General features: G+C 58.6%; 20 protein-coding genes. 7 read left to right on the top strand and 13 right to left on the bottom strand.

Translation table 11 applies throughout. The annotated features are described in order from the left end of the window. Window positions 1-84: 84 nt before the first annotated feature. From ACR0AL_RS06700 to ACR0AL_RS06710, 3 genes are all read right to left on the bottom strand, one after another. On the bottom strand, window positions 85-438 hold the full coding sequence (locus tag ACR0AL_RS06700; RefSeq protein WP_170347980.1) for an alpha-amylase family protein: 354 nt from the start codon (window positions 436-438) through the stop codon (window positions 85-87). Between the two features lie 133 nt (window positions 439-571). Continuing rightward, entirely contained in the window at window positions 572-1,054 is a 483-nt protein-coding gene (locus ACR0AL_RS06705) for a DUF6497 family protein (RefSeq protein WP_254437370.1), read from the bottom strand. A 100-nt stretch (window positions 1,055-1,154) separates the two neighbouring features. Further along, window positions 1,155-2,687 (bottom strand): acyl-CoA carboxylase subunit beta, encoded by a 1,533-nt coding sequence (locus ACR0AL_RS06710; protein ID WP_170347979.1) that lies wholly within the window; start codon window positions 2,685-2,687, stop codon window positions 1,155-1,157. A gap of 183 nt (window positions 2,688-2,870) precedes the next feature. On the opposite strand from ACR0AL_RS06710, the gene ACR0AL_RS06715 reads away from it, so the two are divergent. Both ACR0AL_RS06715 and ACR0AL_RS06720 read left to right on the top strand, forming a co-directional pair. Continuing rightward, window positions 2,871-4,076 (top strand): multidrug effflux MFS transporter, encoded by a 1,206-nt coding sequence (locus tag ACR0AL_RS06715; RefSeq protein ID WP_170347978.1) that lies wholly within the window; start codon window positions 2,871-2,873, stop codon window positions 4,074-4,076. Window positions 4,077-4,141: 65 nt separating this feature from the next. After that, window positions 4,142-5,542 (top strand): helix-turn-helix domain-containing protein, encoded by a 1,401-nt coding sequence (locus ACR0AL_RS06720; protein ID WP_170347977.1) that lies wholly within the window; start codon window positions 4,142-4,144, stop codon window positions 5,540-5,542. A 74-nt stretch (window positions 5,543-5,616) separates the two neighbouring features. Here the strand turns inward: ACR0AL_RS06720 and ACR0AL_RS06725 are convergent, their stop codons facing one another. The 6 genes from ACR0AL_RS06725 to ACR0AL_RS06750 all read right to left on the bottom strand — a co-directional run bounded on the left by ACR0AL_RS06725 (window position 5,617) and on the right by ACR0AL_RS06750 (window position 11,382). Then, window positions 5,617-5,856, bottom strand: a complete 240-nt coding sequence (locus tag ACR0AL_RS06725) for an HP1242/YdcH family protein (RefSeq protein ID WP_170347976.1) — start codon at window positions 5,854-5,856, stop codon at window positions 5,617-5,619. A gap of 79 nt (window positions 5,857-5,935) precedes the next feature. Then, a complete protein-coding gene (betA, locus tag ACR0AL_RS06730; protein ID WP_170347975.1) occupies window positions 5,936-7,594 on the bottom strand; it encodes a choline dehydrogenase in 1,659 nt (552 codons plus the stop codon). A 72-nt stretch (window positions 7,595-7,666) separates the two neighbouring features. Continuing rightward, window positions 7,667-9,175 (bottom strand): choline-sulfatase, encoded by a 1,509-nt coding sequence (gene betC, locus ACR0AL_RS06735; RefSeq protein ID WP_480662385.1) that lies wholly within the window; start codon window positions 9,173-9,175, stop codon window positions 7,667-7,669. Next, a complete protein-coding gene (betI, locus tag ACR0AL_RS06740) occupies window positions 9,172-9,744 on the bottom strand; it encodes a choline-binding transcriptional repressor BetI (RefSeq protein WP_170347973.1) in 573 nt (190 codons plus the stop codon). Before betI ends, betC begins: the two co-directional genes overlap by 4 nt. Before the next feature lie 89 nt (window positions 9,745-9,833). Then, window positions 9,834-10,742 (bottom strand): DMT family transporter, encoded by a 909-nt coding sequence (locus tag ACR0AL_RS06745; RefSeq protein ID WP_170347972.1) that lies wholly within the window; start codon window positions 10,740-10,742, stop codon window positions 9,834-9,836. Between the two features lie 40 nt (window positions 10,743-10,782). After that, window positions 10,783-11,382: a LysE/ArgO family amino acid transporter gene (locus ACR0AL_RS06750; protein WP_170347971.1), complete on the bottom strand. Its 600-nt coding sequence runs from the start codon at window positions 11,380-11,382 to the stop codon at window positions 10,783-10,785. Window positions 11,383-11,470: 88 nt separating this feature from the next. Between ACR0AL_RS06750 and ACR0AL_RS06755 the strand changes: the two genes are divergently transcribed. Continuing rightward, window positions 11,471-12,361 (top strand): LysR family transcriptional regulator ArgP, encoded by an 891-nt coding sequence (locus tag ACR0AL_RS06755; protein ID WP_170360371.1) that lies wholly within the window; start codon window positions 11,471-11,473, stop codon window positions 12,359-12,361. Here ACR0AL_RS06755 and ACR0AL_RS06760 read toward each other — a convergent pair. Then, window positions 12,356-13,645 carry a permease gene (locus tag ACR0AL_RS06760; protein WP_480662388.1) on the bottom strand — a complete coding sequence of 430 codons (1,290 nt, stop codon included), beginning with the start codon at window positions 13,643-13,645 and terminating at the stop codon, window positions 12,356-12,358. The two genes, ACR0AL_RS06755 and ACR0AL_RS06760, sit on opposite strands and share 6 nt — an antisense overlap. A 135-nt stretch (window positions 13,646-13,780) precedes the next feature. Further along, window positions 13,781-14,521, bottom strand: coding sequence for a YebC/PmpR family DNA-binding transcriptional regulator (locus tag ACR0AL_RS06765; RefSeq protein WP_170347968.1), 741 nt, complete (start codon window positions 14,519-14,521; stop codon window positions 13,781-13,783). A 110-nt stretch (window positions 14,522-14,631) separates the two neighbouring features. On the opposite strand from ACR0AL_RS06765, the gene ACR0AL_RS06770 reads away from it, so the two are divergent. The 4 genes from ACR0AL_RS06770 to ACR0AL_RS06785 all read left to right on the top strand — a co-directional run bounded on the left by ACR0AL_RS06770 (window position 14,632) and on the right by ACR0AL_RS06785 (window position 19,758). Then, window positions 14,632-16,404 (top strand): SLC13 family permease, encoded by a 1,773-nt coding sequence (locus ACR0AL_RS06770; RefSeq protein WP_480662390.1) that lies wholly within the window; start codon window positions 14,632-14,634, stop codon window positions 16,402-16,404. 16 nt (window positions 16,405-16,420) lie between these two features. Continuing rightward, window positions 16,421-17,155: a glutamine amidotransferase gene (locus ACR0AL_RS06775; RefSeq protein WP_480662392.1), complete on the top strand. Its 735-nt coding sequence runs from the start codon at window positions 16,421-16,423 to the stop codon at window positions 17,153-17,155. A 72-nt stretch (window positions 17,156-17,227) separates the two neighbouring features. Further along, a complete protein-coding gene (locus tag ACR0AL_RS06780) occupies window positions 17,228-18,085 on the top strand; it encodes a bile acid:sodium symporter family protein (protein ID WP_170548013.1) in 858 nt (285 codons plus the stop codon). A gap of 11 nt (window positions 18,086-18,096) precedes the next feature. Beyond that, on the top strand, window positions 18,097-19,758 hold the full coding sequence (locus ACR0AL_RS06785) for an FAD-binding dehydrogenase (protein WP_480662394.1): 1,662 nt from the start codon (window positions 18,097-18,099) through the stop codon (window positions 19,756-19,758). A 10-nt stretch (window positions 19,759-19,768) separates the two neighbouring features. Here the strand turns inward: ACR0AL_RS06785 and ACR0AL_RS06790 are convergent, their stop codons facing one another. Beyond that, window positions 19,769-20,509 (bottom strand): YbaY family lipoprotein, encoded by a 741-nt coding sequence (locus ACR0AL_RS06790; RefSeq protein WP_170347963.1) that lies wholly within the window; start codon window positions 20,507-20,509, stop codon window positions 19,769-19,771. Between the two features lie 95 nt (window positions 20,510-20,604). Further along, window positions 20,605-22,383 carry an SLC13 family permease gene (locus ACR0AL_RS06795; protein ID WP_170347962.1) on the bottom strand — a complete coding sequence of 593 codons (1,779 nt, stop codon included), beginning with the start codon at window positions 22,381-22,383 and terminating at the stop codon, window positions 20,605-20,607. Between the last annotated feature and the right edge of the window lie 3 nt (window positions 22,384-22,386).

Here is a 22,386-nt window from a genome sequence, read left to right on the forward strand (position 1 = left end):
CACAAATCCACCCTGCCCGATCCTGGGCAGGGTTTTTTCCGAAGTTTCCCCCGAATGGATATGCGCGACAGCGGGTTGCACGGATCAGCGTATCCCGTCGAAGATATCGGGGAACGACATGCGCGCCGCGTCCACATCAATCACCAGCAGCGCATCATAGCTGGCCGGATCGAACGGATCTTCGGCCGCGATCACCTCACGCTCGAACAACCAACTTAGGCGACCGGCGTCCAGGTTGCCACGCTCGAACGGCTGGTCTCCGAAATTCTGCCACAGCGCTTCCATAAACGCCGCATCCGCACGGCGATCGGCGGGTTTGCGGTCACGGAACCGCTCGCGCCGGGCAATCGGGGTTACGCCCTTGGGATTGGCGCGGCGAATGGTGAACTGAAAATCAGTTCCGGCCAGACGTCCGGGGAATCCGCGGTGCTTTAGCATGCCAGCACCTCATTGTTCGATGTATTCGGGGAAACAAACTCGTACCCGATTGCAGACGGGGTCATTTCGCGCACCTCCAAAGTCGCTTTGGTGTCTAGGAACGCTCGGACGTGGTGAAAACGGGGTTTCATGGTCAGAGCCCCTCCCAGATACATTGGGATTGCTCCAACCGGTAGGCTTCAAAATACTGAGTTGCATCAGGTGAAGATCGCCCGAATTCAAGGGGTCGATCAGAAAGCGATATCACGACCCGCGCCGGATTAAGCTCGTATTTCGCGACATAAGCCACCGCAAGGGTTTGGCACAGATGTTCCATGTCCACCGAGGCCACATCATACCCGATCCGTCCAACGTCCGATCCGATCTTGGGCGCGATAAAACGGAACCTGACCCACAGCTCGCCCGGGTTGTTGTCCAGCAGCACATCACTCAGATGCACCGGCTGACCAGAGGGGACAGGCAACAGGTTTTCGGATTGAGCGATTGCAGGGGAGGTCCATGCCAGAAACGCCAGTACAAAAGCGCGATCCCAGACCCACAAGTGGGCTCCTCTCTCCGGGATCGCGCGCGCATGGCTTTCGGCCCGCGCGTGTATGTATCTGGTAAGACGTCTCATCTAGCAGCTTTGGCCTCAAAGTCAAACGTACCGACAGTTACCCTTGCCATGACCCGCCCAAGGAGCATTCTGCAAAGGGCAGGTCATTCAGCGCAGTCCGTTACAGCGGAATGTTGTCGTGCTTTTTCCACGGGTTTTTCAGCTGCTTGTTGCGCAAGCTGGCAAACGCGCGCGACACTCGGCGGCGGGTGGATTGCGGCATGATCACCTCGTCGATGAAACCGCGCTCAGCCGCAACAAAGGGGTTGGCAAAGCGATCTTCGTAGTCCTGCGTGTGCTGCGCGATCTTTTCGGCATCGCCCAGATCGGCACGGTGGATGATCTCAGTCGCGCCCTTGGCACCCATCACCGCGATTTCAGCTGTGGGCCAAGCATAGTTGAAATCGCCGCGCAGGTGCTTGGAGGCCATAACGTCATAGGCGCCACCATAGGCTTTGCGAGTAATCACGGTGACCTTTGGAACCGTCGCTTCACCATAGGCAAACAACAGCTTGGCGCCGTGCTTGATCACCCCGCCATATTCCTGCGACGTCCCCGGCAGGAATCCGGGCACGTCCACCAGCGTCAGGATCGGGATTTCGAAACAGTCGCAGAACCGCACGAACCGTGCTGCCTTGCGCGAGCTGTCAATGTCCAGACATCCGGCCAGAACCATCGGCTGGTTCGCCACGACACCCACAGTCTGTCCTTCCAGCCGGATGAAACCGGTGATGATGTTCTTGGCGTAATCTTCCTGAATTTCGTAGAAATCGCCCTCATCCGCCACCTTGGTGATCAGCTCTTTCATGTCGTAGGGCGTGTTGGGATTGTCTGGGATCAGAGTATCCAGCGAGGTTTCAACCCGTTCGGGGCTGTCAAAGAACGGACGAACGGGCGGTTTCTCTTGGTTGTTCAGCGGCAGGAAATCGACCAGACGGCGCACCTCGGCCAGTGCTTCGACGTCGTTTTCAAACGCGCCATCAGCGACCGAGGACTTCTTGGTGTGGGTCGACGCACCACCCAGTTCCTCTGCCGTGACAACTTCGTTTGTCACGGTTTTCACCACATCGGGGCCGGTCACAAACATGTACGACGTGTCTTTGACCATAAAGATAAAGTCGGTCATCGCCGGGCTGTAAACCGCACCGCCCGCACATGGCCCCATGATCACGCTGATCTGAGGAACGACGCCCGAAGCCATGATGTTGCGCTGAAACACTTCGGCATAACCGGCCAGCGAAGCCACGCCTTCTTGGATTCGCGCACCCCCCGAGTCGTTGATTCCAATTACAGGCGCGCCGTTTTGGATCGCCATATCCATGATCTTGCAAATCTTCTGCGCATGGGTTTCCGACAGCGAACCACCAAACACGGTGAAGTCCTGACTAAACACATAGACCATGCGGCCATTGACTGTGCCCCAGCCGGTGACCACACCATCACCCGCAGGCTTTTGATTTTCCATCCCAAAGTCAGTGCAACGATGGTTGACGAACATGTCGAACTCTTCGAAACTGCCTTCATCCAACAACAGTTCGATCCGCTCGCGTGCTGTCAACTTACCGCGGCCGTGCTGCGCGTCGATACGCTTTTGCCCACCCCCAAGACGGGCGTCGTTGCGGCGGTCTTCAAGCTCAGTCAGGATGTCTTTCATGGCGCTAATTCCCTGTGAAATTTAGGCGAACACTATACGCACGGATGCCGTTGCCAAAGTACATTTCGGCAAATTTGCAAACCTTTGGCAACAAAGTTATGGAAAACTGTAAAATTGCTAAGTTTCATACTGAAACACCGTCTTGGATAGCATTCCCTGAAACGGTCATTATACCTGTGAACCATGCAGTTTAGTTCACCTATGGCGCGTCGGTCGCCACCCACCATTTTCACGCTGGTTTTGCTGTCGGGGCTGTCCGCCCTCAGCCTGAACCTGTTCTTGCCCAGCCTCCCAAATATGGCGCTGCATTTTCAGACCGACTACAAGGTCATGCAACTTTCCATCGCGCTGTACCTGCTGGTCAATGCGGTGCTGCAGGTACTGATCGGCCCGATTGCGGATAAAGCGGGGCGTCGCCCGGTTTTACTATGGGGATTGGCGCTGTTTCTGATCGCCACGCTGGGCTGTATCTATGCGCCGACGGCCGAGGTTTTTCTAGCCTTTCGAATGTGCCAGGCCATCGTGGTGGTCGGCATGGTGCTGAGCCGAGCAGCCGTCCGGGATCTTTATGATCAGGATCAGGCGGCCTCGATGATCGGCTATGTGACCATGGGCATGGCCATCGTACCGATGATCGGCCCTGCCATCGGCGGCCTGCTTGAGGAAAGCTTTGGATGGAAAGCTAATTTCTGGCTGCCTTTCGGCCTGGGCGCTTTGACGCTGGCATTGACCTTTGTCGACTTTGGGGAAACCTCCGCCAAAAGCGGTAAAACGCTGGTACAGCAATTCCGAGAATATCCAGAGCTGCTGCGCTCACCTCGGTTCTGGGGCTACTCCTTGTCCTCTGCCCTGTCTTCGGGCGCGTTTTTTGCCTATCTGGGCGGCGCGCCCTTCATCGGTACGGAATTGTTCGGCCTCAGTGCCGCGCAGGTCGGCATCTATTTCGGCGCTCCTGCTGTCGGGTATTTTGTCGGCAATTTTCTCAGTGGTCGATACTCGGTCAGATTTGGCGTGAACCGAATGGTATACTGGGGATGTTGGCTGAACGCGATGGGTGTTGCCTTGTCGGCCATCCTGTTTCTGGCAGGTTTTGGCACCGCGCTCAGCTTCTTTGGCCTCATGACCTTTGTGGGCCTTGGCAACGGCATGACGATCCCCAACGCCACCTCGGGCGCCCTGTCGGTTCGTCCGCATCTGGCCGCCACCGCCTCGGGCCTCAGCGGCGCGATCATGCTGGGCGGTGGTGCGGGCCTCAGCGCACTGGCCGGGACGTTGCTGACCCATGAAACCGGCGCCATGCCCCTGCTTTGGCTGATGCTGGCAACATCGGCGCTGGCGATCTGCGCGATTGCGTCCGTCATCCGACGCGAGAGGCAACTGGGCTTGTAACACAGCTTGCACCGCATGGTTTGCAAAGTTAGCTTGCCACAACGGAAAAGTTGCAAAGAAACGCCATGGCCACTCAAAAGCTATATGCCGGTGCGAAACTGCGCGAAATGCGCACGCGCCTGACCCTGACGCAAAAGGAATTCGCCACCAAATTGGGCGTCTCTTTGCCCTACTTAAACCAGATGGAGAATAATAACCGGCCGATCTCGACCACAGTTGTTCTGGCTCTGGCACAGGAATTCGGTATGGATGTGACCGAGCTGAGCACCGGCGACAGCGAGCGTCTGGTCTCGGACATGCGCGAGGCTTTGGCCGACCCGGTTTTCGATGACGCCATACCACCACTGGCCGATCTGCGCCTGACGGCCTCGAACGCCCCTGCGCTGGCGCGCGCGTTCATCGCACTGCACCGCACCTATCGCCAAACCCATGAACGGCTCGCTTCGCTGGACGAAGCTTTGGGTCGCGAGGACGCGCAGATTCAGGCCAGCCCCTGGGAAGAGGTGCGTGACTTTTTCCATTATTGCGACAACTACATCGACGCGGTCGACCGCGCGGCCGAACATTTTTCGACCCGCGCTGGTAAGGCCGATGGCATAAGGGCGGAAGCGATCAACAGTCTTAATGAGCGCGACATTCGGGTGCAATTTGTCGATATCCCCGAAACACGGAAATACGACGCTGACAGCAAGACACTGCAACTCTCGTCCCGTATCGCGCCGCAAACACAAGTGTTTCAACTGCTGCTGCAGTTGGCGCTTATCAGCCAGGACAAACTGCTCGAAGCCACCCTGGACTTCGCCAAGTTCCAAAGCGAGGAAGCCCGCGCCATCGCCAAGATCGGTTTGGCCAACTATTTCGCCGGGGCGTCCTTGATGCCTTACGACGCCTTTCTGACCGCAGCGCAGGATTATCGCCACGATCTGGAACTGCTCAGCAACCGGTTCGGCGCGTCAATCGAACAAGTGGCACACCGGCTTTCGACACTGCAACGCCCCGGTGCCAAAGGCATCCCGTTCTTCTTTGTCCGCGTTGATCAGGCTGGTACGATTACCAAACGCCATTCGGCCACTCGCCTGCAATTTGCACGTTTCGGCGGTGCCTGCCCCCTGTGGAACGTCCACCGTGCTTTTGAAACGCCCGGCCATTTCCTGCGGCAACTGGCGGAAACACCCGACGGCGTGCGCTATATCTCTCTGGCCAGGGATGTTTCGAAATCGGGCGGTTCCTATGGCGCGCCGGTGCGTCGCTATGCCATCGCGCTTGGTTGCGAAATCCGCCACGCCGAAGCGCTGGTCTATGCCGACAATCTCGACATCAATAACGCCAGCGCCTATGAGCCCATCGGCATCTCGTGCCGTATCTGCGAACGGCAAACCTGCCACCAACGCTCGGTCCCGCCGCTGGAACGCCGCCTGTCGATCGACGCCCACACCCGTGGAACCCTGCCATATAAGGTCACCTGATCTTCACCTGGCCTGAAAATACTTCGGGGGAGTCGCGGCCTTCGGCGACGGGGGCATCGCCCCCGCCTTAAGGTTTAGGCTTTCGACAAGATCGCCCAGATCTCATCCTTGAGCGCCGCGCGCTTCTTGCGCATTTCACCCTCGGTCAGATCTTCGACTGGTTCGATGTTGGTCTCGGCCCGATGCACGATGCGGTTGATCTCGTGATACTCATCCGCCAGCCGGGCAAAATGTGCATCCGATTGCTTGAGCTGGCTCATCAGCTCGACCTTGTCCGGAAACTCTTCGGCCAGTTCATGCGGGGTGTGGGACATTCCTGTTCGCTCCTCAAAATATGTCGTTGCGATTCAGGTCTATACGTCTTTTCCACACCCTGCTTTGACGCGGATCAAATCACCGCTGCGCTGTTGCCCATGCCGGATGAATCCACGGACGGTCATTGGCTTTCGGCAGGGCTTCTTTACCCAACAGATGATCCGACATTTTCTCACCCACCATGATCGACGGCGCGTTGAGGTTGCCGTTGGTGATCTGCGGAAAGATCGAGCTGTCGGCGACGCGCAGGCCGTCCACACCAATTACACGACCCTCAGGATCGACCACCGCATTCTTGTCATCGGCCCGACCCATGCGACAGGTGCCGCAGGGGTGATAGGCGCTTTCGGCATGTTCGGCGATGAAGCCATTCAGCTCTTCGTCTGTCTGCACGTCGGCACCCGGCTGGATTTCCTTGCCCGCATAGGGTTTGAACGCATCTTGCCCGAAAATCTCGCGGGTCAGGCGGATACATTTGCGGAAGTCCTCCCAATCCGTTTCGTGGCTCATGTAGTTGAACCGGATCACCGGCGCGTCCTCGGGCTTGTTCGAACGCAGCGTGACAGCTCCGCGCGAAGGCGAACGCATCGGCCCTACATGCGCCTGAAAGCCATGCCCCTCGGCCGCCGCCTGCCCGTCATACCGGACAGCAATCGGCAGGAAGTGATACTGGATGTCCGGGTATTCGACACCGGGGTTCGACCGGATGAAGGCCGCGCTTTCGAACTGGTTCGACGCGCCAAGGCCGGTTTTGGTAAACAGCCACTGCGCCCCGATCAAGCCCTTGCTGATTAGGTTCCAGTGCTTATACAGCGTGATCGGCTGCAGCGAAGCCTGTTGGATATAAAGCTCCAGATGGTCCTGCAAATTCGCCCCCACACCGGGGCGATCAGCGACAACTTCGATCCCATGTTCGGCCAGATGTGCCGCCGGACCAATGCCCGACAACATCAGCAGCTTGGGCGAGTTGATCGAGGATGCGGCCAACACCACCTCGCGCCGCGCACGGATAATTTCCTTTTTACCACCACGCACCAGCTCAACACCCGTCGCACGGCCGTTCTCTATCACCACGCGCGCGGCCAGCCCGCGCACGATATCGCAGTTTTCACGATTGAGCGAAGGCTTCAGGTAAGCATTCGCAGCCGACCAGCGCCGCCCTTTCCAGACGGTCTGCTCCATCGGGCCAAAGCCTTCCTGTTTTTCGCCGTTATAATCTCCAGTAACTTCATAGCCAGCTTGCTGACCAGCATCGACAAAGGCCTGAAACAGCGGATTTTCACGGGGACCGCGCGAAACATGCAGCGGCCCATCAGTGCCGCGCCATTCAGGATCACCACCATGGCCACCATCATGCCAGGTCTCCATACGCTTGTAGTAGGGCAGCACATCCGAATAGGACCAGCCATCAGCCCCCATCTCGGCCCAGGTATCAAAGTCACGCGCATGACCTCGCACATAAACCATGCCGTTGATCGAGGATGACCCACCGATCACCTTGCCACGCGGACAGGCCAGACGGCGGTTATTCAGGTGCGGCTCGGGTTCAGAATGATAGCCCCAGTCATAGCGCGACATATTCATCGGATAGCTCAGCGCCGCGGGCATCTGGATGAACGGACCGGCATCGGTGCCACCATGTTCGATCACCAGAACCGAGGCCCCAGCCTCGCTGAGGCGATAAGCCATCGCGCATCCTGCGGATCCTGCGCCAACGATGACGAAATCTGCTTCCATTATTTGGTCTCCATGCCCCGCCGAACCAAGTTGCGAATTTTCGGCGAGGTATCTTCGATTAGGTTGATAAGTCTATTCGCCACGCGGAAAACGGGCGTTTTCCTCGACGACATTCAGATCCATGTGATTGCGCATGTAGCGTTCCGATGCCTTCTGCAGCGGCTGGTAATCCCAAGGGTAATAGCCACCCTGCCGCAGCGCCTCGTACACCACCCAGCGGCGGGCCTGGCTGGCGCGGACATCCGCGTCGAACTGATCCAGATCCCAACGGGCGTCGGACTTGGCGCGCAGCGTTTCCAGTGTTCCGGCATGCGACGGGTCTTCGGCCAGGTTGCCCTGTTCGTGCGGGTCGGCCTCAAGATCGAACAACTGGTCCGGGTCCAGCGCGCAGCGGTTGTATTTCCACTTGCCATAGCGCAGCGAAACCAGCGGGGCATAAGATGCCTCGGCCGCGTATTCAATTGCTACGGGCGCGGTGCGCTCAACGCCCTTGGCCAGCGGCACGAGGTCTTCCCCATCGGTCCAAGGTTCGATCTCGGCCATATCGACACCTGCCAACGCACCCAATGTCGGCGTCACGTCGATTGTCGAAACTGGCGTGTCGATCCGGCCGGCAGGCAAGTCAGGGGCCGAAATCATCAGCGGAACACGGGACGAGCCCTCGAAGAAGGTCATCTTGAACCACAATCCACGCTCACCCAGCATATCGCCGTGATCCGAGACAAAGAGGATGATCGCTTCTTGCCGTGTACTTTCCAGCACTTCAAGAATCTCGCCTATCTTGTCGTCCAGATACGAAATATTGGCAAAATAGGCGCGGCGGGATTTGCGGATATCTTCTTCGGTGATGTCGAAGCTGCGCCAGTCATTGGCGTCAAAAATCCGTTTGGAGTGCGGGTCTTGGTTGTCATAGCCAAGGTCTGCGACCTCGGGCAGCAGATGTTCGCAATCCTCGTACAGGTCCCAATACTTGCGGCGCGCCACATAGGGATCATGCGGATGGGTAAAGCTGACGGTTACGCACCAGGGTCGGTCATCCTTACCGCGTGCCAGATCATACAGCTTGGTTTTGGCGTTATAGGCGACCTCGTCGTCGTATTCCATCTGGTTGGAAATCTCGGCCACGCCTGCGCCCGTCACCGAGCCCATGTTGTGATACCACCAATCAATCCGTTCACCCGGTTTGCGGTAGTCGGGCGTCCAGCCGAAATCGGCCGGATAGATATCGGTGGTCAGGCGATCCTCGAACCCGTGCAACTGATCGGGGCCGACGAAATGCATCTTGCCGGACAGGCAAGTGTAATACCCCGCACGGCGCAGATGGTGCGCATAGGTGGGGATGTCGCTGCGGAACTCAGCGGCGTTGTCGTAGACGCCGGTCCGCGACGGCAACTGGCCGGACATAAAGCTGGCCCGCCCCGGCGCGCATAGCGGCGAGGCCGTATATGCATTGGCGAACCGTGTCGACCTTTCCGCCAATTTCTTCAGATTGGGTGCATGCAGCCAGTCTGCGGGACCATCTGGAAAGAGTGTCCCGTTGAGCTGATCCACCATCAGGATCAGAATGTTCGGTTTTGTCATTTTTCAGCCTCGAGCAGAGTGTTGAGGACACGCAATGCGTGATTAACCGCCAGTTGCGGCTTTTTCGGCGCGCTCAGCGCGGCGCGGATATACAGCCCGTCAATCAGAGCAATCATATTCTCGGCCGCTTCGACCGGGTCGCTCATCAACGGGCGCAAGGCATCAATCAGATTGGAACGGATACGCGCCTGATAGATCTGCCACAGGCGCAGCGCGTCATCGTTGGTTTGGGCCAGAACGTAAAACGTCATCCATGCGGCAATGACATCGGGCGTAAAACACGAGGGCGCAAAACAGGCCCGGATGATGGCCTGCGCCCGCTCCTGCGGTGCGGCTGCCTTAAGCTCGCTGCGAGCCTCGGCACCGAAATCGGACAGGATGCGTTGCATCGCCGCCAGAAAAATCTGGTCTTTGCCACCGAAATAGTGATGCGCAAGGGCGCTGGACATGCCGGCCCGCTTGGCGATTTGGCTGACGGTCACATCTAGGGATTTCTTCGACCCAAGCTCGGCAATCGTCGCCCGGACGATTGCGTCACGGCGGATCGGCTCCATTCCGAGTTTCGGCATAGCTGTCCCCTCCCTATGACTGGTAGGAAAACGCTACGGTGTTTTTATTGACTCGTCAATCAATAACCATTTCCGCACGCTGAAACCTGCTAGAGTTTTGGAGCTATACTGGGCGTGGTCAGGTTGCTGCGGTTCAGAACCGCTTCGCGCCAGGCGATGAAGCTGACGGCAGACAGGATCAACGTACCCCCAGCAACAACCCAGATGTCAACACTTTCGTGAAAAACCAAAGCGCCCAGCAGTGTGGCCCAGATCAATTGCAGGAAGGTCACCGGCTGCGTGACCGCCACCGGAGCCGCCTGCAAGGCCAGCGTCATGAAATAGTGCCCCGCGGTGGCAAAGCAGGCGACCAGAAACAAAACCCAGATGTCACGCAAGCTGGGCGGCTGCCAAACGGCGATGGCAAAGGGGATCAACGCCAGTGTCACCCAAATCGACAAATGCGCCACGACCACCGATGGTGGAATATCGCGCACCAGCAGTTTGGCCAGCAGGTAGGACCCTCCAAGCAGCAGAGCAGTTCCTAACATGGCCAGGTGACCGGTCGAAACCTCTCTGAACCCCGGGCGCAGGATGATCACCACACCGACCAACGCCACCATTATCGCCGCAATCCGGCGAAAGGCCAGCGGCTCACCCAAGAACAGCGCCGCACCCAACGTGACATAGACCGGCGTCATATAGTTCATCGCCGTGACCTCGGCCAAGGGGATCTGGGTCATTGCATAGAACCACAGCATCACAGCAAAGGCGTGAATGATCCCACGCAGCCCGAACAGGGTCAGATGACGCTTTGTGAGATGAGTCGACAGGATCAAACGCAGGGCCGGCAACAGAAATACCAACCCCAGAGCATAGCGTATGAATGCCGCCTGGATCGGACTCATTGTTGTGCCCAGCGATTTGACCAAGGCCGTCATCACCACAAAGGACAGCCCGGCGGCAAACATCCAGAACATGCCCGCAAGGGGCCGGTATGAGGTGGCAGACGTTTTCATGCCGAAACCTGAACACTGAAAGCTGCGCAGGTACAACCCTTCACATGGCAACAAGTTTCAGTGCGATCCCCAGCATGACAATACCGATGACCACATCCAGAATCTGCCAGGCACGCGGTCTTACAAAGACCGGGGACAGCACCCTGGCCCCATAACCGAGGGAAAAGAAGAACACAAAGCTGGACAGCATCGCACCGCTCGCAAAGGCCAGACGGTCATCATACTGGGCCGAGATCGATCCGATCAACACTACCGTATCCAGATAGACATGCGGGTTGAGCCAGGTAAAAGCCAGCACCGTCAGCAGCACCGACCGAAGGCTGGCGCGTTGGCCTTTGGTCACGTCCATCGCCGCCCCGCCCTGCCACGCAGATTGCAGGCTGCGCAGCCCGTACCACGTCAGAAAGATCGCCCCTCCGTATCGCATGACGGTCTCAAACCAAGGTGCCGCTTCGGCCAGCGCACCAAACCCCGCGACACCTGCGGCAATAAGGATGGCATCCGACACTGCGCAGGTCAGACACAGGGGAAAAACGTGTTCGCGCCGCAATCCCTGACGCAACACAAAGGCGTTTTGTGCCCCGATGGCTAGGATGAGGCTGAAGCCCAGTAAAAAACCGGCGAAAAGGGATGCGGACATAATGCCTCCTGTGCGTTCAGGGGCATTGACTATGCGCATTTTGGCATCCTATCAAATTAAAGATGTTGATCCTAATTAAGTCTAGCTAATGATACTCGACCCCAACCACTTGTCGGCTTTGTCGTCGATTTTGCGGCACGGCAGTTTTGAGGCAGCTGCGACGGAACTTACTGTGACGCCTTCAGCCATATCCCAGCGGATCAAGGCACTGGAAGATCGCGTGGGGGCAGCATTGATCAATCGCGGACCGCCTTGCACCGGAACACCGGCGGGGCTGCGTATTGCCCAGCATGCTGAGGATATCGGTTTGCTCGAAGCGAAGCTGGCCCGCGAACTGACATTGGATCAAGGCACCGGCCCGGCCCGTGTCCGCGTGGCAGTGCCTGCCGACGTTCTGGCCACGTGGTTCATTGATGCCATGGCACAGGTGGATGGGTTGTTGTTTGATCTGGTGGTGGATGATCAGGATCACTCGGCCGAGTGGTTGCGGCGCGGCGAGGTCAGCGCTGCAATCACGGTAGGCGGTCAGCCGGTTTCGGGGTGCGACTCCTATGCCTTGGGCGCGCTGCGCTACATCGCGACCGCCAGCCCGGCCTATATGCAACAATGGTTTGCCGAGGGTGTAAACGAACGCTCGCTGGCCCTTGCCCCTTGCTTGACCTTCAACCGCAAGGACAACCTTCAACGAACGTGGATCATCGAACAGATGGGGTGCCGGATTTCCCCACCCTCGCATTTTCTGCCGTCTCCGCAAGGGTTTGTGGATGCGGCCATAGCTGGGTTGGGTTGGGGCATGAACCCTGTCGGGCTGGCGAAGAGCGCACTAAATGATGGACGACTACGTCCGCTGCTGCCTGAGGCCCCTCTTGACGTGGGTCTGACTTGGCAGGTGGGGCGCGTTCTGTCCTCTGCGCTGGTTCCGCTGACCCGCGCGGTCAGACAAACCGCGGCAAAGGAGCTTCTTCCGTCGCAATCATGACTGTCCCGGTTGCGCGCCCTTGGCCTGTTCCGCGTTGGGAAGAACCACGCGGTAACAGGTGAGGGCAGCAAACAGACTAACCATAGTGATGAACACAATGGCCCACGCAACCTCATGCATATGGGCGACCCCGGCCAATGCCGCCGACAGGATCACCGCCGTGATCCGGCAAATACTTTTGATCGCCGCCGCGCCTTTAACACGTTGATCCTTTGGGGCCACGTCCAAATAATACAACTGCCGCGCACCGCTTATGCCAGTTACGGCCACGGTCACAACGAACAGCGCGATAGCATGCAGATGGACTGCGTGATCAATACCCAGAAAGTGGACAGTGACCAACGTGGCACCTGTCGCGGCAACCATCAGGTTTCCGGCCACCATGACGGCGCGGTGGGATTTCATGTTTACCAGCTGCCACAGCGGCGCCGAGACCAAATATCCCGACGCGGATGAGATGATCATGGCCGTCAGTCCCTTGGCTGAGGCATGATGCGCCTCGGCCGCGATCAGGGCAAAAAATGGCACCGACAGGGAGACCACGACCAAGGGCAGCCGCATGACCAGATACCGACGGAACCAAGCCTGGTCGAACATGGCGGCAATATCGGTAAAGTTCTCTGAGAATTTCCGTTTCCGCACCCTTTGCGGTGTGCCCTTGACCTCATCCCCTCGTGCGATTTCCGAGATCGCAAGAATGGACAGGCCAGACAGAACGAAAAAGGCCACCGAAACCGCAATCACGGTGGAATGGCGGGAAAACGGTGGGTTTTCCTTGGTGATCTCATGGACCAGCAGCGCCAATCCGATGGCTCCCAACCCGCCTATACCTAATTGAAGATAGTGCATGATCATCCGCGATTTGGATTGCACTTGATCCCCTATCAGATCCGTTAACATCAACGACTGGATCTCTTCGATCAGACCAATCACGAAGAACGCTGCGACAAAGGCCAACGCAATCGCAGGGACAAACCCGGTCGCGGCCACCAAAACAGCCATGACAAGGCAGGCACCGATACAAACCTCGGTCAGGGCAATCCCGCGTTTCTTCTGCTGTCGCGCCGAAATCGGCTGTGCCAGAAAGATATCCGAAATCATGCTGCCGACCATCCGAATGGACACCAATGCGCCCGCGATGAACATGGGCAATTCAAAAGAAACGGCCAGAAACGGCAGCACGATAGAAGGGCTGCCAAGCGTCCACGCGACCTGAGACAGGATGCTCTGACCGGTCAGAACAGGAATGTTGCGCTTGGGTTGGCTGGCTGGGCTGTCCGTCATTCGCTCAATCAGATTATGTGCCGTTTGGGCACAGATATTCTGGTCAAGCCTATCGGGTTCTGTCCAACCGGCCAAGAACCCGCAATGCAAAAAACCCGACCAGAGGCCGGGTTTTCCAACAGAAATTCAAAACGCTTAAAGCTGTGCCATGACCTCGTCCGTTGCCTCGAAGTTCGTGGTCACGCGCTGTACGTCATCGTCATCTTCCAGCGCATCGACCAACTTCATCAGCTTTTGCATGTCTTCCAGCCCCAGCTCGGTTGTAGTGGTGGGTTTCCAGATCAGCTTGGTAGATTCGGATTCGCCCAGCGCGCCCTCCAGTGCGTTCGACACATCATTCAGGTCGGTGTCAGCACACCAGATGATGTGACCGTCTTCCGAGCTTTCGACGTCTTCGGCGCCGGCATCGATGGCGGCCTCAAAAACGGTGTCCGCATCGCCTGCAGTGGCCGGATACACCACCTCGCCCTTGCGGTCGAACATGAACCCTACCGAGCCGGTTTCACCCAGATTGCCGCCATTCTTGGAAAAGGTTGAACGCACGGTCGAGGCGGTGCGATTGCGGTTGTCAGTCATCGTCTCGACGATCACAGCCACACCGTTCGGGCCGTAACCCTCATACCGGATTTCTTCGTAATCATCGCCTTCACCCGCAACCGACTTTTTGATCGCCCGGTCGATCACGTCCTTGGGGACTGAGTTCGACTTGGCCTCTTTAACTGCCAAACGCAGGCGTGGGTTCTTTTCGGGATCGGGGTCGCCCATCTTGGCGGCGACGGTGATTTCTTTCGACAGTTTGGAAAACAGCTTGGACCGCGCGGCGTCCTGACGTCCCTTGCGGTGCTGGATGTTGGCCCATTTGGAGTGGCCTGCCATGGTGCGTCCTCGTGATAGTGATTGCGTATTCGGCGCTCATATAGACGTTTGCAGGGCATGGGATCAAGAGAGCGGCTTGCGAGACGCCCCCTTGCGGGTATGGTGGCGGGATGACGACAGATCAGATTATTCTTTTCACCCTTTTTGCCACTGTATTCGGAATGCTTCTTTGGGGGCGGTTTCGCTATGATCTTGTGGCGTTTTCTGCGCTGTTAATCGGGGTCGTTCTTGGCGTCGTGCCGGTGGAAAACGCCTTTGCCGGGTTTGGACATCCGGCAACCATTATTGTGGCGTTAGTTCTGGTTGTCTCAGCAGGGCTGGTTCGGTCGGGGGCGGTGTTTCTGATCACGCGCACGCTGGTTGATGCCTCGCGCGGGCTTGGCGCGCATATCGCACTGATGGGCGGGATCGGAGCTGTTCTGTCGGCTTTTATGAACAACGTGGCCGCACTGGCCTTGTTGATGCCGGTCGACATTCAAACCGCGCGCAAGGCGGGGCGGTCGGTAGGCCTGACCCTGATGCCGCTGAGCTTTGCCACCATTCTGGGCGGTATGGCCACCCTGATCGGGACGCCGCCTAACATCATTATCGCCTCAATCCGTGCCGAAACCTTGGGCGAGCCGTTCCGGATGTTCGATTTCGCCCCTGTCGGCGGGTTAGCGGCCATTGCCGGGCTGGCCTTTGTGTCTTTGATCGGATGGCGTCTGATCCCGAACCGCGGCCCGCAAGAGGAAACGTCCGAGGCGCTGGCGGAATACATCGCCGAACTGACCATCCCTCCGGAATCAGCGCATATCGGCAAGCGGGTCAGCGAATTGTATGAGGCCGCCGAGAAATCCGACGTCGCCATCATCGGTTTGATCCGCGATGGCAAGCGGCGCTATGGACGATCGGCCCATGCTACCTTGAAACCGGGCGACGCGCTGGTGCTTGAGGCGCGGCCCGAGGCACTGGATGAATTCCGTGCAGCGCTGAATCTCGATTTTTCGGACACGCGGAGGCAGGAGTTGCTGACGGCCGAGGGCGACGGGCTGGAAGTGATCGAGGTTGTTGCCACCGAAAGCGCCCGCATCACCGGACGCACCGCGCAAGGGTTAGGGCTTGCCTGGCGGCAAAGCACTGTGTTGATGGGCATCTCGCGCCAGGGTCGCCGTATCACCGAACAGGTCCGCAAGACCGAAGTCGAGGCAGGCGATATTCTGCTGCTGCTCTGCCCTCGTGACCGCAGTGCCGACGTGACCGAATGGCTGGGCTGCCTGCCGCTGGCCACGCGTGGCCTGAACGTCACCGCTAATGACAAGGCCTGGCTGGCCATCGGGCTGTTTGTCGCTGCGGTATTGGCCGCAAGTGTCGGGCTGATCTACCTACCGATTGCTCTGGGGTTTGTCGTAGTCGCCTATGTGCTGACCAAAATCTTGCCGATTGCCGATCTCTATAACCATATAGAATGGCCGGTCGTTGTGCTGCTGGGATCGATGATCCCGCTGGGCAGTGCTCTGGAGACATCAGGCGGCACCGAATTGATCGCCAATGCGCTAGTGCAACTGACGGATGGCCTGCCCGCATGGGCGATCCTGACGGTATTGATGGTTGTTACAATGACCCTGTCGGATGTGCTGAACAACACCGCCACGGCCATCGTTGCGGCCCCCGTTGGCATCCAAATGGCGCGCACGCTTGAAGTCTCGCCCGATCCGTTTCTGATGACGGTGGCCGTGGCGGCCTCAGCCGCGTTCCTGACGCCCATCGGGCACAAGAACAACACGCTGGTGCTGGGCCCCGGGGGCTATCGGTTCGGGGATTACTGGCGCATGGGATTGCCGCTGGAAATCCTCATCGTTGCAGTTTCCATTCCTTCCATCCTTGTCTTCTGGCCGCTTTGACGGGTAAGGGCACTGCATGAAACGATTTCTGATCCTGCAACTGCGCCCGGAGACCGAAGCCTCGGACGCCGAATACGCCTCGATTCTGGACAAGACCGGCCTGTCGACGGACCAGACCCACCGTATCCGGCTGGATTGTCAGGACCTGCCCGCGGGTCTGGATGTTACAGACTATGCCGGTGTGATTGTCGGCGGAGGCCCCGGTTGCGTCAGTGATGATCCGGCGACGAAATCCGAGATGGATGCAAGTATCGAAGCGGCCATCATGGGTTTGATGCCGCAGATCACCGCGAATGATCACCCTTTCATGGGCTGCTGTTACGGATTGGGCATTCTGGCGGCGCATCTGGGCGGCGATGTCAGCAAGAAACAGTTCGGAGAACCCGTCGGCCCCTCGACCTGCCAACTGACAGATGAAGGCGCGCTTGACCCGCTGACCGCCGGGCTGGGCGACAGTTTCGAGGCTTTCGTCGGCCACAAAGAGGCTGTGCAGTCCCTGCCCGACGGATGTGTCCACTTGCTGGCCTCGGACCCCTGTCCGTTTCAGATGATCCGCTGGGGTCAAAATGTGTATGCCACGCAGTTCCACCCCGAGGCCAACGCGCAAGATTTCGAACAGCGCATCAATATCTACAAGGATTTCGGCTATTTCCCGCCCGAAGACGCCCAGCGTCTGATCGATATCTGTCACGCCGCCGAGGTCACCAAGCCCGGCGAAATCCTGCGCCGTTTCGCCCAACGCTATATGTGACCTAACGGCGCGGTTGCCTGCGCCTTGAACACTCGCTTAGGCTGATCCGAACGGCTGAGGGAGGAGTTGTTCTTGGATTTGCTAATAAACGTCGGGCTGCCGTTGTCGCTGGCCATTATCATGCTGTCCCTTGGTGTTGGGCTTCAGGTATCTGACTTCCAACGGGTGCTGCGCCGGGGTTATCCTTTTGCCATAGGCGCGCTAAGCCAAGTTGTTTTGCTGCCCGTCGCAGCCTTCATCATAGTCAAACTCTTCGCTTTGCCGCCCGAGATCGCGGTGGGGTTCATGCTGCTCAGCTTTTGCCCCGGAGGGGTCACCAGCAACATCCTGTCCAAACTGGCCAAGGCCGATGTCGCGCTGTCGGTTAGCCTGACTGCCGTGATCAGCCTGTTGTCCATGATTACCGTTCCCGTTTTGGCGGCTTGGACCATCGCTCACTTCATGGGCGAAGACGCGCCCGACGTGTCGATCACCGGGCTGGCAATTGCAATGTTCCTGATCACCACACTGCCCGTCGCCATCGGTGTCAGCCTGCGCCATTTCGCAGCCGGATTTGCCGAACGGATCGACGCGCCGCTGTCCAAGACGGCTACCGTTCTTTTCGTTTTGATCGTGATCGCCGCGCTTGCCGGGAACTGGCAATTGTTCGTCGACAACCTTGGGATCATGGGCGCGAGTCTGATCACGCTGAACGTTGCGCTGTTGGCGATTGGATTGGGAATTGCCCGTGCCGCGAAGCTGTCGTGGACGGAAAGCAAAACGGTCTCAATCGAAACCGGCATTCAGAATTCGACGCTGGGGATCACGTTGGCGGCGCTGATCACCGGGACAGACAGCGGGTTCAGCCCGCTGGCTCTGCCCTCGGCCGTCTACGGGATCATGATGTATGTCGTGGCCCTGCCCTATATCGCCTGGCTCCGCGGCCGCTGAAAGGACAAGACATGACCAACACTACTGCTGACGCCATTGTCGTGGGCGCCGGACTGGCCGGGCTGGCCGCTGCGGCTGAGTTGGGGGATCGTGGCAAGAAGGTGATCGTGCTGGATCAGGAGCCTGAGCATTTTCTGGGCGGGCAAGCGCATTGGAGTTTAGGCGGTCTTTTCATGGTCGACACGCCAGAACAGCGCCGGATGGGCATCAAAGACAGTCAGGACCTTGCGCTGCGCGACTGGATGGGCAGCGCGCAGTTTGACCGCGAAGAAGACGCATGGCCCCGCAAATGGGCCGAGGCCTATGTGGAATTCGCCGCAGGTGAAATGCGTCCGTGGCTGTATGAGATGGGCCTGCGCTGGTTTCCTATCGTTGGCTGGGCTGAACGCGGTGGGTCCTATGCGGATGGTCATGGAAATTCAGTGCCGCGGTTTCACATCACATGGGGCACCGGACCGGGCGTTCTGAAGAACTTTGTCCGCCGCGTACGCGAACTTGTCAGCGCCGGTCTGATCGAGTTGAAATTCCGCCATCAGGTCAGCCACATCATTATGCAGAACGGGCGCGCCAAAGGGGTCTCGGGCGAGGTTCTAGCCGATGACACGGCACCCCACGGTGCCAAAACCAACCGCGATGAAGTGGGTGAGTTCGAGGTCTATGCGCCCTCGGTCATCGTTACCTCGGGTGGGATCGGCGGCAATTTTGAGATGGTGCGCAAAAGCTGGCCCCGCGATCGGCTGGGTGAGCCGCCCAAAGATATGGTGGCGGGCGTTCCGTTTCACGTGGATGGTCGTATGATTCCCATAAGCGAAAAGGCCGGCGGGCACGTCATCAACGGCGACCGGATGTGGCACTATACTGAGGGTGTGCGGAACTGGAAACCGATCTGGCCCGCGCATGGCATCCGTATCCTGCCCGGCCCCAGCTCAATGTGGTTTGACGCGCGTGGCAATCGGTTGAAACCGCCTTTCATGCCGGGGTTCGATACGCTGGGCACGCTGCAGGAAATCCTGAAAACCGGGTATGAATACAGCTGGTTTGTGCTGACTCAAAAGGTGATCAAAAAGGAATTCGCCCTGTCGGGCTCGGAACAGAACCCAGACATGACAGATGGCGGCTGGCGCGAGGTGCTGTTCCAGCGCGTCCTGACCGGCTCAAAAGCCACCGCGCCTGTCGAGGCATTCAAGGAACATGGTGAAGATTTCATTGTCGCCAACACTCTGACCGAACTGGTCAGCGGTATGAACCAGATGGGCGGTGGTCTGATCGACGAGACCCACCTGCGGGCGCAGATCGAGGCGCGAGATTCACAGGTCGACAACCCCTTTACCAAAGACGCGCAGATGGCCGCCATTCTGGCTGCTCGCAACTATCGTGGCGACAAGCTGATCCGCACCGCCAAGCCGCACAAGTTTCTTGATCCCGCAAACGGCCCGCTGATCGCCGTGAAACTGCACGTGCTGACACGCAAAACGCTGGGTGGATTGCAGACCAATCTCGACAGCCAGATGATCGGCGCGGATGGTCAGGTTGTGCCCGGCCTGTTTGCGGCAGGCGAAGTCGCCGGGTTCGGTGGCGGTGGCTATCACGGCTACAACGCGCTGGAAGGCTCGTTTCTGGGCGGCTGCATATTCTCGGGCCGCAATGCCGGGCGATCAAGGGCCGTCGCCTGACGGCCCCGCCTTACCGGGTGCGCACGAATTTGATAACCGGTTCGCCTGCGGCATCCAGAAAGGCCAGCGCATCGCCTTCAACCGCGTAAGTGGTGACGCTTTGCAAGGCTTGAAAGAATTGCCGCTCAACCTCTTCCAAGGCCGGAGGACACGCCATCAGCGTGGCAGCCATATTGTCAGGGAATGTGATAGTCGCACCGGAAATGTCGGCCTGCCCGTTGAACCGGTTGCAGCCACCGCTGCCTGAAAAGGCACCATCTTGGGCAAAGTTAATCTCTGGGCGGCGCTCTGCTTCAATCGGTGCGCCGTTCAGGGCGGCGGCCGTCCACTGCGTGTTGTCCAGCATGTTTCCCCCCTGCACTTGCACCAGCATAAGGTCTGCGGAATTTCCTGCCCCATCGGTCAGAACCGGATAGGCCGTATCGGTGGTGAACAGCAGGTCTTGCCCCTGGCTGATCGAGGCCCGCACCACATAGCGGTGCCCGTCCTTGATCAGCGCGTCATCGAATGTCAGCTCGAACTGCGCGGGAACGCTGTCCATTGCATAGCGTTTAGCAGCAAGAGACACTGCCGGCGCATCGGCCAGAGAGACATCCTGAAGCTCGACATATAGCGTCGCATCGGGCGGCACGGCAATCCGCTCGCGATAGGCAGCGGTTCCCGTTACGGTTCCAGCATGGCTTTGGCTGCCCAAAATAGTCAGGACAAGAGCGCAGACAACGATGGCCTGGCCGAGCTTTGGAAACGGCATGACACAATCCTTTCACTTCCACTTTGGTGAAAAGATCGTGGCCAGATCAGTATTTACAAGACCTAGTGATCCAAATCGGCGATTCCACGCCTGACTTACAGGGGCCAGATCAGCGGGATCAGCAACGACGCCAGCAGCCCAACAGTCAGGTTCAGCGGAATGCCGACCTTCATGAAATCGACAAACCTGTACCCGCCCGGACCATAAACCATCATGTTGGTCTGATACCCGATCGGCGTCGCGAACGAGGCTGAGGCCGCCACCATCACCGCCACCACCAGCGGGCGCGGGTCAATCCCGACCGCCTGAGCCAACCCGATGGCAATCGGTGTCACCACCACGGCCACCGCGTTGTTTGATACCAGTTCGGTCAGCACCGAGGTCAGCAGGTATACGGCCCAGATGATCAGGAAGGGCGGCAATGAGCTGAGGCCGGGGGCAATCGCCTCGACAATCAGCGATACAGCACCGGATTTATCCAGCGCGGCCCCTATGGCCAGCATCGAGAAGATCAACGCCAGCAAGCGGCCCTCGACAAAAGAAAATGCCTCATCCGCGTCGATGCAGCGCGTGATCAGGACCACCGCAACTGCCAGAACCGACAGCAACAGGATCGGCGCGACACCCAACGCGGCCAAGGCGACGATACCGACCAGCGCGCCAATCGCAATGGGGGCATGGCTTCGCCGGAACGCACGTGCCGACGGTTGCGAAACGTCGACCATGTCCATGTCGGCGGCCAGTTTCTGAATGTCAGCGGGCGATCCTTCCAGCAGCAGCGTGTCGCCGACCCGCACCACAAGATCATCCAGTTGACGCCCGATATTCTGGTTCCGTCGGTGTACAGCCAGCACATAGACACCATACCGACGCCGCAAACGCAGCGTGCCCAGCGTCCGACCCACCATGCGGCAACCTGGGGTGATCAGAACCTCGACCGTCTTGGTCTCAACGGCCGAGACCTGATCGACGCGCTTTAGTTCCTTGTTGCTTTGCAAGCTCAGCAATTCGGTCATTTCGGTTCGCAGAACGACACGGTCGCCAAGTTTCAGCTCAACACCTTTCAGATTACGCCGCAGCGACTCATCCCCGCGGATTACGTCGATCAGCCGCACACCGGGGCGCTTGAACAGCTGAACCCCTGTGACCTCTCGACCGATCAGGTTGCTTTCAGGCGGAATGACAGCCTCGGTGAAAAACTTCATTTTGGATCGGTCAGACAACAACGTCGCCATGCTGTCCCGATCCGGCAGCAGTCGCGGCGCGATGAAGCGCAGGTAGACCATACCGTAGATCACCAGAGCGATGCCCAACGGGGTCACCTCGAAAATGGTGAAGGCAGTCATCCCCTGCGCACGGGCCACACCATCCACCAACAGGTTGGTCGAGGTTCCGATCAACGTCAGCGTGCCGCCTAAAATCGCTGCATAACTCAACGGGATCAGCAGTTTCGAGGCCGGAACATTCAGCGTGCGCGCGATCTGCACAAATACCGGGATCATCACGACAACCACCGGCGTATTCGACACCACGGCCGACGCCAGCACAACAAACGCCATCAGCAACCCGATGGCGAAACGCGGGTTTACCTGTGCCTGCTTTTGCGCGGTCGAGGTAAATGCGTCCAGCGCGCCAGTGCGCACCAGAGCCCCCATGATGATGAACATCGCCGCAATCGTCCACGGCGCCGGGTTGGAAAGAACCGCCAGCGCGCTTTGATACGGCAAGATACCCGTCACCAGCATGATGGCGACACCGCCGATGGCAACGACTTCGGTCGGGTAGACCTCACGCAGGAACATGACGAACATGCCCGCGACGACCAAAAGCGCCAGTATTGCGCTGCCTGTTTCTGTCAGTTGAAGGAGTTGCATTCT

The organism is Ruegeria sp. BB1 (genome assembly GCF_056539465.1).

Coding starts and splice junctions, on each gene's coding strand:
- ACR0AL_RS06745 (WP_170347972.1), bottom strand. CDS start 10,742: ATGAAAACGTCTGCCACCTCATACCGGCCCCTTGCGGGCATGTTCTGG.
- ACR0AL_RS06795 (WP_170347962.1), bottom strand. CDS start 22,383: ATGCAACTCCTTCAACTGACAGAAACAGGCAGCGCAATACTGGCGCTT.
- ACR0AL_RS06720 (WP_170347977.1), top strand. CDS start 4,142: ATGGCCACTCAAAAGCTATATGCCGGTGCGAAACTGCGCGAAATGCGC.
- ACR0AL_RS06790 (WP_170347963.1), bottom strand. CDS start 20,509: ATGCCGTTTCCAAAGCTCGGCCAGGCCATCGTTGTCTGCGCTCTTGTC.
- ACR0AL_RS06705 (WP_254437370.1), bottom strand. CDS start 1,054: ATGAGACGTCTTACCAGATACATACACGCGCGGGCCGAAAGCCATGCG.
- ACR0AL_RS06750 (WP_170347971.1), bottom strand. CDS start 11,382: ATGTCCGCATCCCTTTTCGCCGGTTTTTTACTGGGCTTCAGCCTCATC.
- ACR0AL_RS06715 (WP_170347978.1), top strand. CDS start 2,871: ATGCAGTTTAGTTCACCTATGGCGCGTCGGTCGCCACCCACCATTTTC.
- ACR0AL_RS06770 (WP_480662390.1), top strand. CDS start 14,632: ATGACGACAGATCAGATTATTCTTTTCACCCTTTTTGCCACTGTATTC.
- ACR0AL_RS06725 (WP_170347976.1), bottom strand. CDS start 5,856: ATGTCCCACACCCCGCATGAACTGGCCGAAGAGTTTCCGGACAAGGTC.
- ACR0AL_RS06700 (WP_170347980.1), bottom strand. CDS start 438: ATGCTAAAGCACCGCGGATTCCCCGGACGTCTGGCCGGAACTGATTTT.
- ACR0AL_RS06785 (WP_480662394.1), top strand. CDS start 18,097: ATGACCAACACTACTGCTGACGCCATTGTCGTGGGCGCCGGACTGGCC.
- ACR0AL_RS06755 (WP_170360371.1), top strand. CDS start 11,471: ATGATACTCGACCCCAACCACTTGTCGGCTTTGTCGTCGATTTTGCGG.
- ACR0AL_RS06775 (WP_480662392.1), top strand. CDS start 16,421: ATGAAACGATTTCTGATCCTGCAACTGCGCCCGGAGACCGAAGCCTCG.
- ACR0AL_RS06710 (WP_170347979.1), bottom strand. CDS start 2,687: ATGAAAGACATCCTGACTGAGCTTGAAGACCGCCGCAACGACGCCCGT.
- ACR0AL_RS06765 (WP_170347968.1), bottom strand. CDS start 14,521: ATGGCAGGCCACTCCAAATGGGCCAACATCCAGCACCGCAAGGGACGT.
- ACR0AL_RS06760 (WP_480662388.1), bottom strand. CDS start 13,645: ATGACGGACAGCCCAGCCAGCCAACCCAAGCGCAACATTCCTGTTCTG.
- betA (WP_170347975.1), bottom strand. CDS start 7,594: ATGGAAGCAGATTTCGTCATCGTTGGCGCAGGATCCGCAGGATGCGCG.
- betC (WP_480662385.1), bottom strand. CDS start 9,175: ATGACAAAACCGAACATTCTGATCCTGATGGTGGATCAGCTCAACGGG.
- betI (WP_170347973.1), bottom strand. CDS start 9,744: ATGCCGAAACTCGGAATGGAGCCGATCCGCCGTGACGCAATCGTCCGG.